Source organism: Paenibacillus sp. J45TS6 (assembly GCF_018403285.1).
Taxonomy (GTDB): domain Bacteria; phylum Bacillota; class Bacilli; order Paenibacillales; family Paenibacillaceae; genus Paenibacillus.
On the sequence record NZ_BOSJ01000005.1, the window covers coordinates 110,031 to 125,615 of the forward strand.

At 38.9% G+C, this 15,585-nt stretch carries 14 protein-coding genes; 11 read left to right on the forward strand and 3 right to left on the reverse strand.

Annotated elements, in window-relative coordinates; all coding sequences use genetic code 11:
- Positions 1–55: 55 nt before the first annotated feature.
- The 5 genes from KJS58_RS09730 (at position 56) to KJS58_RS09755 (ending at position 5,729) form a co-directional block, all read left to right on the forward strand.
- Positions 56–1,081 carry an endo-1,4-beta-xylanase gene (locus KJS58_RS09730; protein WP_249717114.1) on the forward strand — a complete coding sequence of 342 codons (1,026 nt, stop codon included), beginning with the start codon at positions 56–58 and terminating at the stop codon, positions 1,079–1,081.
- A 104-nt stretch (positions 1,082–1,185) separates the two neighbouring features.
- On the forward strand, positions 1,186–2,004 hold the full coding sequence (locus KJS58_RS09735) for an alpha/beta hydrolase (protein WP_213532343.1): 819 nt from the start codon (positions 1,186–1,188) through the stop codon (positions 2,002–2,004).
- Positions 2,005–2,030: 26 nt separating this feature from the next.
- Positions 2,031–3,416 (forward strand): ABC transporter substrate-binding protein, encoded by a 1,386-nt coding sequence (locus tag KJS58_RS09740; protein WP_213532344.1) that lies wholly within the window; start codon positions 2,031–2,033, stop codon positions 3,414–3,416.
- A gap of 328 nt (positions 3,417–3,744) precedes the next feature.
- The gene (locus KJS58_RS09750; RefSeq protein WP_213532345.1) at positions 3,745–4,545 is read left to right on the forward strand and encodes a hypothetical protein; all 801 of its coding nucleotides are present in this window, start codon (positions 3,745–3,747) and stop codon (positions 4,543–4,545) included.
- 95 nt (positions 4,546–4,640) lie between these two features.
- Complete coding sequence (locus tag KJS58_RS09755; protein WP_249717116.1) at positions 4,641–5,729, forward strand: CHAP domain-containing protein; 1,089 nt, start codon at positions 4,641–4,643, stop codon at positions 5,727–5,729.
- 137 nt (positions 5,730–5,866) lie between these two features.
- Here KJS58_RS09755 and pelA read toward each other — a convergent pair whose 3' ends face one another.
- Positions 5,867–6,838, reverse strand: coding sequence for a pectate lyase (gene pelA, locus KJS58_RS09760; RefSeq protein ID WP_306433076.1), 972 nt, complete (start codon positions 6,836–6,838; stop codon positions 5,867–5,869).
- Between the two features lie 267 nt (positions 6,839–7,105).
- Here pelA and KJS58_RS09765 point away from each other — a divergent pair, with 267 nt between their 5' ends.
- The 3 genes from KJS58_RS09765 (at position 7,106) to KJS58_RS09775 (ending at position 9,328) form a co-directional block, all read left to right on the forward strand.
- Positions 7,106–7,399: a putative periplasmic lipoprotein gene (locus KJS58_RS09765; protein ID WP_213532346.1), complete on the forward strand. Its 294-nt coding sequence runs from the start codon at positions 7,106–7,108 to the stop codon at positions 7,397–7,399.
- A 51-nt stretch (positions 7,400–7,450) separates the two neighbouring features.
- A complete protein-coding gene (locus KJS58_RS09770) occupies positions 7,451–8,020 on the forward strand; it encodes a hypothetical protein (protein WP_213532347.1) in 570 nt (189 codons plus the stop codon).
- A gap of 72 nt (positions 8,021–8,092) precedes the next feature.
- Positions 8,093–9,328 carry an erythromycin esterase family protein gene (locus tag KJS58_RS09775; protein WP_213532348.1) on the forward strand — a complete coding sequence of 412 codons (1,236 nt, stop codon included), beginning with the start codon at positions 8,093–8,095 and terminating at the stop codon, positions 9,326–9,328.
- 175 nt (positions 9,329–9,503) lie between these two features.
- Here KJS58_RS09775 and KJS58_RS09780 read toward each other — a convergent pair whose 3' ends face one another.
- Positions 9,504–10,694, reverse strand: a complete 1,191-nt coding sequence (locus tag KJS58_RS09780) for a coenzyme F420-0:L-glutamate ligase (protein ID WP_213532349.1) — start codon at positions 10,692–10,694, stop codon at positions 9,504–9,506.
- Between the two features lie 135 nt (positions 10,695–10,829).
- Between KJS58_RS09780 and KJS58_RS09785 the strand changes: the two genes are divergently transcribed.
- Positions 10,830–11,726, forward strand: a complete 897-nt coding sequence (locus tag KJS58_RS09785; protein ID WP_213532350.1) for a LysR family transcriptional regulator — start codon at positions 10,830–10,832, stop codon at positions 11,724–11,726.
- A 74-nt stretch (positions 11,727–11,800) separates the two neighbouring features.
- On the opposite strand, the gene KJS58_RS09790 is transcribed toward KJS58_RS09785, so the two are convergent.
- The gene (locus tag KJS58_RS09790) at positions 11,801–12,883 is read right to left on the reverse strand and encodes a GntR family transcriptional regulator (RefSeq protein WP_213532351.1); all 1,083 of its coding nucleotides are present in this window, start codon (positions 12,881–12,883) and stop codon (positions 11,801–11,803) included.
- 343 nt (positions 12,884–13,226) lie between these two features.
- Here KJS58_RS09790 and KJS58_RS09795 point away from each other — a divergent pair, with 343 nt between their 5' ends.
- Complete coding sequence (locus KJS58_RS09795) at positions 13,227–14,828, forward strand: xylulokinase (protein WP_213532352.1); 1,602 nt, start codon at positions 13,227–13,229, stop codon at positions 14,826–14,828.
- A 16-nt stretch (positions 14,829–14,844) separates the two neighbouring features.
- Positions 14,845–15,540, forward strand: coding sequence for an L-ribulose-5-phosphate 4-epimerase (locus KJS58_RS09800; RefSeq protein WP_213532353.1), 696 nt, complete (start codon positions 14,845–14,847; stop codon positions 15,538–15,540).
- Positions 15,541–15,585: the final 45 nt, after the last annotated feature.

Here is a 15,585-nt window from a genome sequence, read left to right on the forward strand (position 1 = left end):
TACCGCATTACGCCAGTCATCCAATTCTGAATGAGGTTAGAGGGGGTCAGCAAAATTGACAGATCAGACAGTCGATCAGAAGGTAGCCATACCTAAGCTCCATGAGGTTTATAGGGAACTATTTCACATTGGAGCGGCTGTTAATCCGATGTCATTAATTACACAAAAAGATCTGTTGTCACAGCACTTCAATAGTGTAACAGCAGAGAATGAAATGAAATTTGAAAGAGTTCAGCCAGAGGAGGGAAGGTATACATTTGAAGCAGCAGATCAGCTAGTTGCTTTTGCAATGGAGAACAACATGGCAGTCAGAGGCCATACCCTTGTGTGGCATAATCAAACCCCGGACTGGGTTTTTGAAAGTCGTTCGGGAGGCAAAGCTGACCGGGAGACTTTACTTACAAGAATGAAATCTCACATCGATGAGGTCGTTGGACGCTACAAAGGAAGTATTTATGCTTGGGATGTTGTTAACGAAGCCGTATCAGACAGTGGCGAGCAAATACTGCGTAAGTCCAAATGGCTTGATATGATCGGTGAAGACTTTATTGCAAAAGCTTTCGAATATGCACACGAAGCGGACCCGAATGCGCTCTTGTTCTACAACGATTACAACGAATCTATACCTGAAAAGCGAGAAAAGATATATGCACTTGTCAAGTCGCTGATCGAACAGGGGGTTCCCATACACGGCGTTGGTCTGCAAGCACACTGGAACCTGTTACATCCGTCGCTGGATCACATAAGGGGAGCGATTGAACGATATGCGAGTCTTGGAATGAAGCTTCATATTACAGAAATGGACGTCTCGCTCTTTGCTCATGAAGATAAGAGGACGGATATGACTTCACCGACGGAAGAGATTCTTGAACTTCAAGCTGAGCGTTATGCCGGGTTCTTCCGATTATTTAAGGAGTACAGTGATCACATCACTTCTGTTACTTTTTGGGGCGCCGCGGATGATTACACTTGGCTGGATCATTTTCCTGTCCGTAATCGTAAAAACTGGCCATTTCTCTTTGATACACAGCATAAACCGAAAGCTTCCTATTGGGATGTAATTGATGCTGTTGAGTCCTAAGATCGTATAGGGATTTAACTATAGGATTATAAGATAAACGATAAGGGAATAGTGAATTTGCTTGAATTTTGATAATACCGATTATATGAGAGAGGAGGAAGGATATGGCTGTAATGCAAATCAGCTTCTTTTCAAAGTGTATGAAAAGAGAGGTAACTTTCAATGCATTGTTGCCGCTTGATCAAGCCGCAGAGGAAAGTCCAGATTCTAAAGAAAACACGAAAGGTCTGAAATCTCTGTATTTACTTCATGGTTATTGCGGAAGCCATACGGATTGGCTTAGCTATTCGAGGATACGAGAACTTTCCGATCGGCATCAAGTGGCCGTGTTTATGCCTGCGGGAGAAAATAAGTTCTATCTCGATAATGAAGAGAGAGAAGAATGGCTTGGGGAATATATTGGACGTGAACTCGTACAATTTACTCGGCGTATGTTCCCCATATCCTCTGAGCGAGAGGATACCTTTATCGGCGGGCTGTCAATGGGCGGATATGGCGCCATACGTAACGGACTAAAGTATGCTGACCATTTTGGAGGGATTATCGCCTTATCGTCAGCGCTGCTGCCATACTCATTACCTGATATGCGACCAGACGTACACAATGGAATTGCTAGTTACGATTATTACAAAAGTGTATTTGGCGACCTCGATCTTGTTCTTGGAAGTGATAAAGACCCAGAGGAGCTGGTTCGCTGTCTGAAGACAGAAGAGGTAGATATACCGCGAATATACTTGGCTTGTGGAACAGAAGATTTTTTACTTCATGTTAACCAGCGGTTGCATCAATTTTTATTGAGCGAAGATGTCGATCATACATATGTCGAAACTTCAGGTGCTCATACATGGGATTTTTGGAATGAATATATAGCTGATGCTTTGAAATGGGCTATAGAATCAAGAAATGAAAGCGCTGTATCTTGAGGTTGTTAATTATAGGGGGGATAAACATGCAGATGCGTAAATTGGGAATGCTGCTTTGTTGTTTTCTGTTAGTGTTCATGGTGGCATGCAGCAGTGGCGGGGGAGGTACAGCTTCTGATCCAGAACCGGGAAATGTAAGCACTGATGCGGGAACGGATGAGACGAATAAAGATAAGGAAGCAGCAGTAGAAGAGGAAGAAGCCACCGGGACACCTGAGATGGATTTTGACATGGGCGGCCGGACACTTAAATGGGTATCTTGGTACGATGAATCGGTAAAGGAAGATAACCCAGACAGTATTGAAGTGAAGAAAAACTTGGATGCTCTAATGGAAAAACATAATTTTAAAATCGAATATGTTGTAGTCGATTTTGGCGAATATCAAGATAAAGTAACTGCATCGCTCGTAGCCGGCGAACCTCTTGGAGATATTATCAGGGTAGCTAGACCTTGGATGATTCCGACACTGGTTAAGCAGGAGTTATTCCACCCGGTAGATGAATACACCAAGAACGAAAAGGTGTTTATTCAGCAGTACACGAACGAATACTCGCAATTTGAGGGAAGAGGCTACGGATTTAGAACAGGAATTAATGGAGCTTCTTCCGGTGTTTTTTACAATCGTACGTTAATGAATCAGTTAGGTATGAAGCCATTACAAGAGTATGTTAACGAGGACAACTGGAATTGGGATACCTTTATACAGGTCGCTAAAGAAGCAAATAAAGATTCGAACAATGATGGGAAGTTGGATATTTGGGGGCTGGCTACTGCTTCTATTCTTGTTCAGGCTATGGCCGCAAATGAAGCTAACTTGGTTGCTGGTGATAAACAAAACTTGGATGATCCAAAAACATTGGAAGTATTAAACTTCTTGTCTACACTTGCTACGGAATCTGTTGCAAGACCTACTGAGGGAGGAGATTGGACTGAGCCTGGTCAATTTTTCCGTCAAGGTAATACTTTAATGGTTGCGAGCAGTGATTATGAAATAGAAAATTTCGCAAAAGATATGCCCGATTATGATATCGGATTTCTGCCGTTCCCTAAAGGACCAAGTGCTACCGGATATCACTCTCACAACACCATACCTAACTATTTAACCGTTCCAAGTGCTATCGAAAATCCGGATCAAATCGTCTATATTTATGAGAAAATGCATGACTTTGAATCCATGTACGATTATCCGAAACAATCTAGATTCGAGACGATGTTCAGTAATGAGGACGATCTGAACAATGCCCGTAATGCGGGAGAAAGCATTAAAGTAATTGATACCATTGATGGTTATCCTAGCATGCCTTATTATGAATTTGGCGGTGAAATTTTAGAAGGCGTGTCCGTATCAACGGTTGTTGAGAAATACAAAGAACCGTTCCAAGCGGCAATTGATGAAGTCTGGAAAAAGTAAAATAGTATAACACACGTAATAGAGCAGTCCGAGCGGAGTCTGGTTATAACTTCGAGCGGACTGCTTTTTATTAAAACAAGTTTACATCGCAAATTTATTTAGAGAGGGGTTCCTAATGAACAGTGGAAATAATATAGTAAAAGTAGTAACGACAGGAACGGAAGGTCCAAACATCGATAAAATTGAAGTATCTGCTCAGTATTAATTTTAATGAATAAAATGCAGCTGGTCAGTTGATCAGCTGTATTTTTTAGAATTTCGTGCAGGAAGGATTTTGCAGTTGGGATGTCAAATATAAGTGTTCTACTGTTAGGAGGATGTGTGTGAAATGAGAGACCAAGCTATGAATAGGGGGACTTTTTTAAGATATTTATCACTAATCCTCATGTGTGTTTTTATTCTAATATCAAGTATCGTATATACACGTTTCTTTACTAAAGAAGAAATTCCTGATGGAATAACGTATACCCAAACAACTACTGACAATGGGGTTACTCTACACGTATTGCAGACGGAACCAGATCATATATCGCTGCTGACGATAAACGACAGCATTCTGCGTTCGGGCCAAAGTGGAATCAATGGCGGATTCTTTTGGGAAGATCAGTTGCTCAGTATTGCAGTGATGGATGGTGTGCCTACTAGCGGAAGTGTCAAAGAATATGGATCAGGCTGGTTTAACACCAAATACGACCGTGGAACGATGGTATATGATCGGATCACAAAGAAGGTTGACGTTCAGCGAGTTGCAAGTGCCGACGATCTAACGATTACAGATGAGACAAAGTTCTGGGCTCAAGGCGGAGTAAGTATGAATATAACGAACGATGACAGTTGGTATGACGTTGCGATTAATGAAGAAGGACTGCCGTTTCCTGGCGACAAGCGTCTTCGCAGCGCAATGGCTTATGATACATCGGGAGACATCTACCTCATTGTTTCTTCTACCAAATCTACGGCTGAGCAATTTCGTACTGCGATAAAGAGTAGTATTGCCGTTGGAAAATTACAGGAAGGCATTTTTCTAGACGGGGATGGTTCCTCACAACTGCTCGCCGGTAACGTTAAGCTGAAGGGTGATGATAGAAAAGTGGTGCAGATGATTGCTGTAAATGGAGAGGGGCGCTAGAAATGTACAAGCTAGGATAGACACGGCATAATATCGTAAAATAGATCAATTTTAAAAGATAAGTCTGCAATAGTTTGAGATTAGGGGGCGTAATTTTGATAAGTGATAAGAAATCAAGGCGACTTGATTTTGTTCAATCTCTAGTTTTTGATAATCTTTTACTAGTTAAAAACAGTTTAAAGCAACATCAGTTCTGGTCACAACTGTCTGGGGTTTCAAATTTTGCTTCAATGCTTGCTATAAGGAGAGGACAAGACTCGGAAATCGCTGCAATCGCGGGGTTACTTCACAATTATTATTTCGTCAAAACGGGAATAAAGACCTTTCCAGGCCACAATAGTGCTGATGCTGTAAGACCCATCCTACGCAGCTCTGAACTCTTTTCTGATGAAGAGATGTCTATCATTCTTAGATCTATCTTTTATCAAGATGATCAACAGCGCAGCCATGGTCCCTATGAGGAAATTTTGAAAGATGCTATTTTGCTGCAGATGTACTTTCACAATACGGATAGACATGTACCTACAACGGATATACATAGACTACAAAATGTACTTAGAGAGTTAGGGATGCCGGAAGAAACAGTAAAAGCGGTTGCTACCGCCAATCATATTGATTCGAAATTAATAAATTCACATAGGGAAGACAGACGTTCTATGCTTGCTGATTATGCAGAAACCTTGGCCAAGAAGAATATTATAGGCGTACCTGAAAATGAGGTTTACCGAGAGATTTGCAAGTATTGGCCAGACGCTGATATTTATAAAGTGCTGGAGAGTAACTGGTGTGCTGCATTTGTATATCACTGCTGTATGCAGGTGGGTATACTACTGCCGATTCGTTATCCGAACCATATGTATCGGCTTGCCGGGGTTGGAGCGCTGCTAGATTGGGCAAAGCTGCCCGAAACTGGATTTTTTTATGACGTTAATCAAGAAGAGTTTAATCCGGCTCGTGGTGATATTGTTATTTTTGAGAAACTACTATCTGATCAATCTCATGATCATATCGGAATTGTGTTAGCTTGTGATGATCATCAAATTAAGGTTGCAGAAGGTAATGTAAATAATAAGAATGTTTCCGGCGTTCTATATAGGGATAGAAGTCATTGTATACTTGGGTATATTCGAATAGGGGACAGCTACCAGTATCAATTCTATGGAGAGTACATCCCCATTCCATAATTTCAGGCGGAGAAAAGGTGTGTACAACTGCTTAACAATAATTGCTTAAGCAAACGATATGTAAAGATAGAAACAACCAGCCTCTTAGTCTGAGACTGGTTGTTTTATTTATTACTCCGCATTGTTACCGATGCTGCTTAATAGATTCCAAGACCATTTGGCCAATTCCCGTACCATGAGTAATTTACTCGTCTTTCTTGCTCAATATCACTGAGTTTGTATTTAACAATCCCGTCACGACCGACAAAGATCGGTTTATTTGTATTTATCTCATAAAAACGTGCCCAAATTGCTGGAGCAGTCGGATCACTCGTCACGATGACATCATCGCTCGTTTTTACAACTTTGATTCCAGTAATTTTCACAGCTTTGAACCAATCTTCTGCAGCTTTAATTGAATTGGCAATTTGAGTTGTAGAAGATCTCGTCTTGAGGAATTTAACAATCCCCACACTTTCTTGGCCGGAGAGAGAAGGAACTTCGTATGCTCGTGCCCCAGCGGGCTTTAATGTTACTGAATCATGCTGTTGTCCCCAAACCGTTAGCTTTCCATTGACAACAACCTGCATTTGCAAAATAAGGCTTACACCTTTTGTAACTGCCGTATTACATTTTCCCGCTAAAGTGCTATCGATAAAGGAAAAGTCTCCTTTTTTGTTAGCAACATCATCTAGCAGTATCATTACGTTAATCATGGCATTGTCATTAAAGGTAATGTGTTTATGATAACCGGAGCTGTTATACACTTGCGGCCAGCCGCCATTTGCATATTGCATGTTCAACAAGAAATTGATTCCTTTGATCGCTGCAGCAGAATACTTGCTGTCTTTCGTTTTTTGATATTCTGCTGCTAGTCTTCTAATCTCGGTATAAGTGGCCTTGTTATCAATCGTAGACTTGGCCCACTCTCCGCTGGTTGTCGTATAATCCTTTTTCCAACCGCCATCGGATTGCTGGTATTTTAGAATGTCGGAGATGCTTGCGGTTTCCCCAGAACCGGCATTTACGGCAGAAGGAGATAGAAACAGGATACTTAAAGTGGAGAAGAACAGTGTTAAAGCGAGTAGAAAGGGAATTCGTATGATTCTTGTTATACGCAGGTAAACCAGCTCCTTTGTTCATTTTGGTTTTACATGTGAAGCGAATACAATGTACCAAACCAATCATAATCCACTGGGAAAAAGAGTGGTTAAACAGGCTTAGAAATAGAATGTTGTAAACGCTTCCATATAATATACCTTATTATAATAAAACAGAAACAAAATATGTCTATTTTTTGCAATGATTAGATAGTAATTTCAATCGCTAGATAAGTTTAGTTGGAACAAATGATTAGTTGGTGCGTTTATACAAGTAGAAGGATAAGGAGGGAAGTCATGCGTAATTTACTTTCTATATTTTTACTAGCCGTATTATTATCTGGATGTGCTTCTGAACAAGACCTTACCTTAGAAACTGCTACAAGCAGGGCACTAGATAAGGTTCCTGGCTGTGGAAATCACCTAGAAACCTTTAACAAGGTTAATGAAAGCCAAGAAAAGGAAGATGGATTTGTTATCACCATTCAGCAAGACTGTGAACCAAAAGACGGAGAGGGACCTCAGATGCGTTCGGATTACACCTATTACGTGACTAAAAATGAAGTTAAGATCGTTAAAGATAATAATTAGATTCTTGGATGGTGTTACATTGGTGGCGGAATATGAATAAGGAGAATGATAATGAAAAGGAAAATAAATGTGATTTTACTAATTTGTTTATTAGTGAGCATCATGACAATTTCTATACCTTCAAATGCATATGCTTGTTCTTGTGTAGAGCCTATAAGTGTTCAAGATGAATTTAGTCGATCAGAAGCCGTTTTTTCGGGACGCGTAATTGAAGTAAAGGAAGAGAGAACAAATAGATTTCTATCGAATGCTGTATTATTTGAAACCAGTGAGATCTGGAAGGGTGGTTCAGAATCTCAAATCATCATTCGTACCGGTGGCGGTGGAGGTGATTGTGGGATTCAATTTAAAGAAGGAGAGGATTATTTAGTCTATGCGAAATCATCTTCTATGTATGTTGACAGAGAAGAGCTTGTAACTATTATTTGTGATCGGACGAGTGTATTAGCTCAAGCAGAAGAAGATTTAACTATTTTAGGTGAAGGTAAAGCACCTACAGAACAAGTGGATCTTTCAGGGGAATTGAATAATATAAGCTCAAAAATATGGATGACAGCGCTTGGAATCGTATTGATTGTTCTTGTGGCTTTCTTGGTAGGTAGAAGAGTAAGAAAAAAATAAGCTAGCTTATTTTACATTCATTATCTAACTTGGTATATTTTACAGGATTCATTAATCGGAAGGAGGATAAGAGTGGCAATCTTTCAGTCAAGAAAGACAACATATAACAGGTCAGTAGAGTGGATAAAGGAACATGCTCATCTTGTGGATACCTTGTCCGAAACTAAATCGGATCATTTCAACTTTTTAGAGAACATTCTAAAGGATAAACGAATTGTATGGCTAGGTGAAAATGGTCACGGTATTGCTGAGCATAATCTTCTTAAGACCCAATTGATCGATTTTCTTTATCATAAAATGGGATTTAAAGTGATAGCATTCGAGAGCGGGCTTATGGAATGTTATACCTCGAACTTCCTAAAAGATGAACTTTCACTTGATGAATTCATAGACCATTCTGTCTTTCCGTTTTGGAAAACAGAAGAAACCTATTCATTATTCCAATCATTAAAAGCTAACGAGGACTTTAATCTGATCGGTTTTGATTTTCAGCCCTCCAGCAAACAGAGTCTGTTGATAGCGTTTTTAAATAAAATCAATATTGATTTTCCATTAGAATTTATACAGAACATACAAAAAGTAGAAGAAAACATAGCCCATTGGTTTGGCCGAATTAGCAATTATACAAGAAGAAGGAAGAGGGTACCCAAAGAGACATTGCAAGAATATAAACTTATTCAAAGTGAACTAAATGAGATTATAGATCAATTACTTGATCTTCTAATGGAGAAGAAAAAGGATTTTATTAGTCTTGGTTTAGACTTACCCTTTACATTCATTCATAAAGAACTCGAAAATAGACGTCTTTTCCTAAATCATTTAACAGATAACTTTCAAGATTATATGAAATATCGGGATCAGGTCATGGCAGCTAACTTAGAATGGATTTGTAGTGAATTATATCCGAATGAAAAGATAATGATTTGGGCTCACAATGCTCATATTTATAAAAATTACCAAGCATCAAATCATTACAGACCAATGGGTTCATTAATAAGTAAAGAGTTAATGGATGACTCCTATTATATGGGGCTCTTTATGTATGAAGGAGAGGCACATTTATTGAATAGAACAGTCTATAGAATTGGCCCTCCTCCAAAAAAGAGTCTTGAGAATTATATGAATCATACCGATTCCCCTGTTTCGTTTCTTGATTTCTCTAATGTCACGGCACAACCATACAATAAGTGGATATTTGAGAAAACACTGATCCTGGAGCATGGAACGGTAAGGAAATTTATTATTCCAGCTGAGCAATTAAGTGGAGTGTTTTTTGTAAAAAAGGTTTCACCACCTCGCTACCTATAATCGTCTGTACATCCAAGTAGAGACGTTAACCAAAGTAAAAAATGCACCTTACTAAAACTGAATTTAGTAAGGTGAATTTTAGAATAAGTGAAACATGATAACCGGATTATGATGTAAGAAATCATGTCCAATGATTTGTCTTCCATGTTACAGAATAAAGACATTTGTGTTCATCTTATTTTGTATAGTTATCGAAGTAACCTTGGATGTAGATCATTGGTGTTCCTTTGTCGCCGCTGCCTGATGTTAAATCAGACAATGAGCCAATGAGATCGGTTAGTCTACGAGGCGTTGTTCCTTGAGCTTCCATTTCACCAACGAGATCGTCGTTCTTGTTCTGGATGAATGCAGTGATTGCTTGTTGTAACTCTTCACCACGAAGATGAGAGAAATTGTTATCTGCCAAGTACTTCAGTTTTACTTCATTTGGAGTACCACTCAGTCCCTCAGTGTAAGCAGGGGAGACAACAGGATCTGCCAGTTCCCAAATTTTACCGACTGGATCTTTGAAAGCTCCATCCCCATAAACCATGACCTCAACCGTTTTACCAGTTAATTCTTTCAATTTCTCTTGAATACGATCAACGATCGGTTGACAATTATTCGGGAATAATTTCACGCTTTCTTCCGTTGCTTTATTAGACCCAAGCAGACCATATGCTTCGTTAAAGCCGCTGCCATTAATGGATTTGGATAAAATATCATCAAGACCAAATACTTTTTCGGCACCATTGTTTGTTAAAATGCGTTTGGTTCTGAAACGGGAGTGAATATCACAAGTCAGAACATATTTTGTATACTCTAAAATGGTTTTAGGGTTATTAGAGAAGATGACCTCGCAAGTTGTACCTTCTGCTTCAATAAGAGATTTGTAGTATTCAATGTAGTCCACACCTGTAAATGGATGTTTTTTATAACCAAAATGTTCGCGGAACTGATCTTCTGACAATACATCCGTCCAAGGATTAATACCTTTTACATCCAGTTCGTCGATGTCTACCAGGTGATTACCAACTTCATCCGCAGGGTAGCTTAGCATTAAGATGACTTTCTTCGCGCCTTTTGCAATCCCTCTCAAGCAGTTAGCAAATCGGTTACGGCTAAGAATTGGGAAAATAACACCAATCGTTTCGTTACCGAATTTTTCATTTATATCCGTCGCAATATGGTCGATTGTCGCATAGTTCCCTTGCGCACGAGCAACAATGGATTCCGTTATGGTAACAATGTCACGATCCTCAATCGAAAATCCTTCGCTTTTTGCTGCATTTAATAGCGTATCCACTACGATTTCTTCAATAGAATCACCTTGGTTAATGATCGGACCACGAAGTCCACGTACAACGGTTCCTACTGCTCTTGACATAATAATCTCCCCTTTACCGAGTTCACGTTATGTATCTTAGTAACGAAATGTTTAAACACTATGATTTTACTATACCTCTGAAAAGTGTTATAAGTAAAATTAATATTTGTAATGTTTGATATAAGGAGAATTAATATGATCGGAAAATTAGATTTATATCGTGTATTTAATGTCGTCAGCCAGCACAAAAGCTTTTCTAAAGCGGCAGAAGAACTGTTTTTGACCCAATCTGCAGTGAGCCAGGCAATTACAAAACTTGAGAAGGAGTTAGAAATACCACTTTTCTATCGAACGTCAAAAGGCGTAGTTCTAACAACAGAAGGTAAATTATTAAATGAACATATTAATTCTGCACTAGGGATTATTCATGCCGCAGAAGATAAAATGCTGGAGTTCAAGTCATTAAAAACAGGACAGCTGCGAATCGGAGTAGGGGATACCATCTCTCGTTATTATTTACTGCCTTACCTAGAGAAGTTTCACAAAGAATTCCCGGGCATCAAATTAAATATTATAAATGGAACGACAATGGAAATCTGCGAGTTTATAAAAACAGGAAAAGCGGATCTTGGAATCTGTAACTTGCCCATTCAAGGGGATCATCTAGAGGTCATTCCTTGTAAGGAAATTCAAGATATTTTTGTGTGTGGAGAGAAATACAAAGAACTGATTTCAAAACCGGTTAGCTTAGAATATTTGATGGACATGCCCCTTATCTTTCTAGAGAAAAAGTCGAATTCAAGAATGTATGTAGAAGATTTTTTGAAAAAAAGAGGGCATCATCTTTCTCCCGTCTTTGAACTTGGATCGCATGATTTAGTATTAGAGTTCACAAAAATAAATTTGGGCATTTCCTGTGTCATTAAAGAGTTTTCAATGGACTATTTAGAAAGAGGAGACTTACACGAGATCATACTAGAAGAGGAAATCCCAAAAAGAAATATTGGCATATGCTATCTAAAAAATGTTCCATTATCACGTGCAGGGCAGAAGTTTGTGGAAAATATAAACCAAAGAGCCCAGTCTATTTAGACTGAGCTCTTTGTTATTAAATTCAATCCAATTCAATTTACACTTATTCTTCAGTTAACTAATTTTCTGGAATATTATTTCTCAACCACAGTCTCACCTTCAATTAATACCGGCTGATAATAAGTGCTCGTAGGAAGATCTTTTTTACCTTGTAATTTCTTGATAACCCAATCTGCTGCATCTCGTCCCATTTTTTCTTGCGGGTGTGTCAGCGTAGTTAGTTTAATGTTTGCATTTTTTGCGATATAGGAATTATCTTGACCGATAATAGATAATTCATCCGGTATCGAAATATCCAGCTGTCTGCACACGTTTACGACTTCGAGCCCTACCTCATCGTTATAACAAACAATTGCTGTCAGCACATCTCTATTTTCAATTAAGAAATTCTTTATGTTAACAGATAAATTCTGCTTTGACTCTGTATCAAATGAGAGCACTTGCTCAGGTTGAAACCGTAACTTAGCTTCACCGAGCGCTTTAATATACCCCTTCATTCGATATTTACCTTGTAAGTCATCCATTTTTGAGATAATTCCAATTTTTTTATGTCCTTTAGATATTAATTCTTTTGTAGCTAGATAGCTGGATTGTACGTCATCAAGACAAAAGAAAGGAACTTCGAGTTCTTCATAATAAGCATTGATCATAATGAAGGGAACATCTTGTTCTTTGAATGTTAGGTAATAAGCAATATTGGGATTGTATAGATTACTTTTCGTAGGTTCAACAATTAAACCGTCTACTCCATAAGAGAGCATCATTTCTAATGCTTTTTTCTCTTGTGCGACATCATTATTTGTACTTGCTAGTAGTAGCGAGTAATTATCCTCATTAAGCCTTCCTTCAATACCACGGATAATGGAGGGGAAAATGTAATCGGAAATATAAGTCGTGATGACGCCAATGATTTTATTATTGGAATTTCCATTCGATTTAGATCGGTACTGGTTACTGACATAAGTACCAGATCCTTTTTCACTTCTAAGAAAACCCTCGTTAGACAGTTCTAAAATCGCTTTTCGTACGGTCTGCCGGCTAACTTGGTATTGCTCTTGTAATGCAGACTCTGTAGGAATTTGTTCCCCGACGTTATAAACGCCTGAAAGAATATTACTTTTTATATCGTCAATGATAAATTGATATTTTGGTTTCACTAAAGTTCACTTCTTTCATCGTTGTTAGTTAATACATCAAATTTATATAAAATAGTTGTAAGTACAAATTTCATTCATCTCTAATCAAAACAATTATTTTATCTTATTTATGTACAAAGTTCAAAACAATTATATTATCTAAGCAGCTTTATGTCACATAATATCTTTATGTATACATAAATTCCAATAAAGAGGAACTAACGTAATTAATTTGTATGTATATCTTTTAAATGTTGTTGACAAATGTACGAACAAAAAATATACTGAATCTGTCAAAAGGAAAGCGCCTTCTTTCGATTAAAAGGTTTTTAAAAGTGCTATCTGAGAGGGGACAACCGTAAGAATGAGCCAGCTAAATATCAAACAAGCAATTACTAAGGGAGAAACTTCACTTGGTATCGAATTTGGATCCACACGAATCAAAGCAGTCCTCATTGCGAATAACTTTGAAACGATTGCTTCGGGGAGCTACGAGTGGGAGAACAAGTTAGTCGATGGGTTTTGGACGTACAACTTAGAGGATATCATCAGTGGGCTACAAGCAGCCTATAGCGAAATGAAGCAAGAAGTAGAGAAAAAATATGAAGTTACACTACAAACGATTGGTTCTATTGGATTTTCCGCAATGATGCACGGTTATATGGCATTTGATGAAAATAATCAGCTGCTTGTTCCGTTTCGGACATGGCGCAATGCGACAACCGGTGCTGCAGCAAAAGAGTTAACAGATCTGTTCCAATTCAACATTCCAGAACGTTGGAGTATTGCTCATTTATATCAAGCTATTCTTAATGAAGAGGAACATGTGCCTCATATTCGTTTTATCACTACGTTGGCAGGATTCATTCACTTTTTACTTACAGATCATAAAACAATCGGCATCGGTGATGCCTCTGGTATTTTCCCAATTGATGAATCAACAAAAGATTACAACGAATCGATGATTAGACAATTTGATCATCTTACTTCAGCCAAAGGATACCCTTGGAAGTTGCAAGATATTCTGCCTGAGGTATATGTCTCGGGTGAAGAAGCTGGTAAATTAACGGCAGCTGGAGCCAAAATCCTTGATAAATCAGAACATTTACAACCAGGTATTCCACTTTGTCCTGCTGAAGGCGATGCGGGTACAGGAATGGTTGCTACCAATAGTGTCAGAAAACGCACGGGGAACGTCTCCGTAGGAACTTCCGTGTTTGCGATGATTGTATTAGAAAATGATCTTTCCGAATTACATCCGGAAATTGATATGGTAACCACTCCAAATGGCAGTCCTGTTGGAATGGTACATGCCAATAACTGTTCTAGTGATATTAATGCTTGGATGGGGCTGTTCCGCGAATTTTCTCAAGCGATGGGTTATAAAGTGGATACAGAAAAACTATTCAGTGTCATGTTTAATAAGGCACTAGAAGCGGACCCAGACGGCGGCGGACTGCTAAGCTACGGTTATTTTTCCGGCGAAAATATTACAGGATTAGAGCAGGGACGACCACTCTTTGTCCGCACCCCTGAAAGTAATTTTAATTTAGCTAATTTTATGAGAACCCATCTTTTCACTGCATTTGGAGCTCTTAAGATCGGAATGGACATTCTGACGAAGAAAGAAAATGTAGAAATCGACAGCATCTTAGCACATGGCGGTTTATTTAAAACTCCTCTCGTTGGACAGAAGATGGTTGCAGCAGCACTGAATGTTCCTGTGTCTGTGACAAGCACAGCTGGAGAGGGCGGCGCATGGGGAATGGCCATTCTTGCATCTTACATGATTAATAAAGATACAGATGAAAGCTTAGAAGATTTCCTGGACCAAAAAGTCTTTAAAGATGTTGTGGCCGAGGAAGTTCACCCGGATGAAGTTGATGTCAAAGGTTTTGAAATATTTATTGAACGATACAAAAAAGGTCTGGCGATTGAGCAGGCTGCTGTAGACAACTTAGCATAAAAGGGGAGGGAATCCGGTGTTAGAACAACTAAAAGAAGAAGTGTTTCAAGCAAATCTCGAACTGCCTAAACAAGGACTTATTAAATATACATGGGGCAATGTAAGTGCGGTCGATCGTGAAAGCGGTTTGTTTGTAATTAAGCCCAGCGGTGTTGACTACGAAACGATGAAAGCTAGTGATATGGTCGTTGTTGATTTAGATGGCAACGTCGTGGAAGGTGAGTATAGACCATCTTCGGATACTCCAACTCACGCAGTACTATATAAACATTATCCAGAAATCGGCGGCATTGTTCATACGCACTCTCCATGGGCAACCATCTGGGCTCAAGCGGGTCTTGATGTTCCGGTCATGGGTACTACACATGCAGATACATTCTATGGTTCCATTCCCTGCGCACGATTCTTGACACAAGAGGAAGTTGACCGCGGTTATGAAGCGGAAACAGGACATGTCATCATCGAGACTTTTGAAAATCGGGGTATCGATATTATGGCAGTACCAGGTGTCTTGCTTAAGGGTCACGGACCATTTACTTGGGGAAAAGATGCAAAAACAGCAGTAATGAATAGTGTTGTACTGGAAGAAGTTTCGAAAATGAACTTATTTGCTAGAAACTTAAATCATTTTGCTGAGGAATTACCGCAGCGCATTCTAGATAAACATTATTTGCGTAAACACGGAAAAAACGCTTATTACGGACAAAAGTAAGTTAACTGAATCAAGGATATCGTTTTACTAACTTGAAATTGATTT

Excerpts from the sequence above, each read along its gene's own strand:
- KJS58_RS09770 (WP_213532347.1), top strand. The coding sequence starts at position 7,451 with ATGAAAAGGAAAATAAATGTGATTTTACTAATTTGTTTATTAGTGAGC.
- KJS58_RS09735 (WP_213532343.1), top strand. The coding sequence starts at position 1,186 with ATGGCTGTAATGCAAATCAGCTTCTTTTCAAAGTGTATGAAAAGAGAG.
- KJS58_RS09750 (WP_213532345.1), top strand. The coding sequence starts at position 3,745 with ATGAGAGACCAAGCTATGAATAGGGGGACTTTTTTAAGATATTTATCA.
- KJS58_RS09765 (WP_213532346.1), top strand. The coding sequence starts at position 7,106 with ATGCGTAATTTACTTTCTATATTTTTACTAGCCGTATTATTATCTGGA.
- KJS58_RS09740 (WP_213532344.1), top strand. The coding sequence starts at position 2,031 with ATGCAGATGCGTAAATTGGGAATGCTGCTTTGTTGTTTTCTGTTAGTG.
- KJS58_RS09785 (WP_213532350.1), top strand. The coding sequence starts at position 10,830 with ATGATCGGAAAATTAGATTTATATCGTGTATTTAATGTCGTCAGCCAG.
- KJS58_RS09795 (WP_213532352.1), top strand. The coding sequence starts at position 13,227 with ATGAGCCAGCTAAATATCAAACAAGCAATTACTAAGGGAGAAACTTCA.
- KJS58_RS09780 (WP_213532349.1), bottom strand. The coding sequence starts at position 10,694 with ATGTCAAGAGCAGTAGGAACCGTTGTACGTGGACTTCGTGGTCCGATC.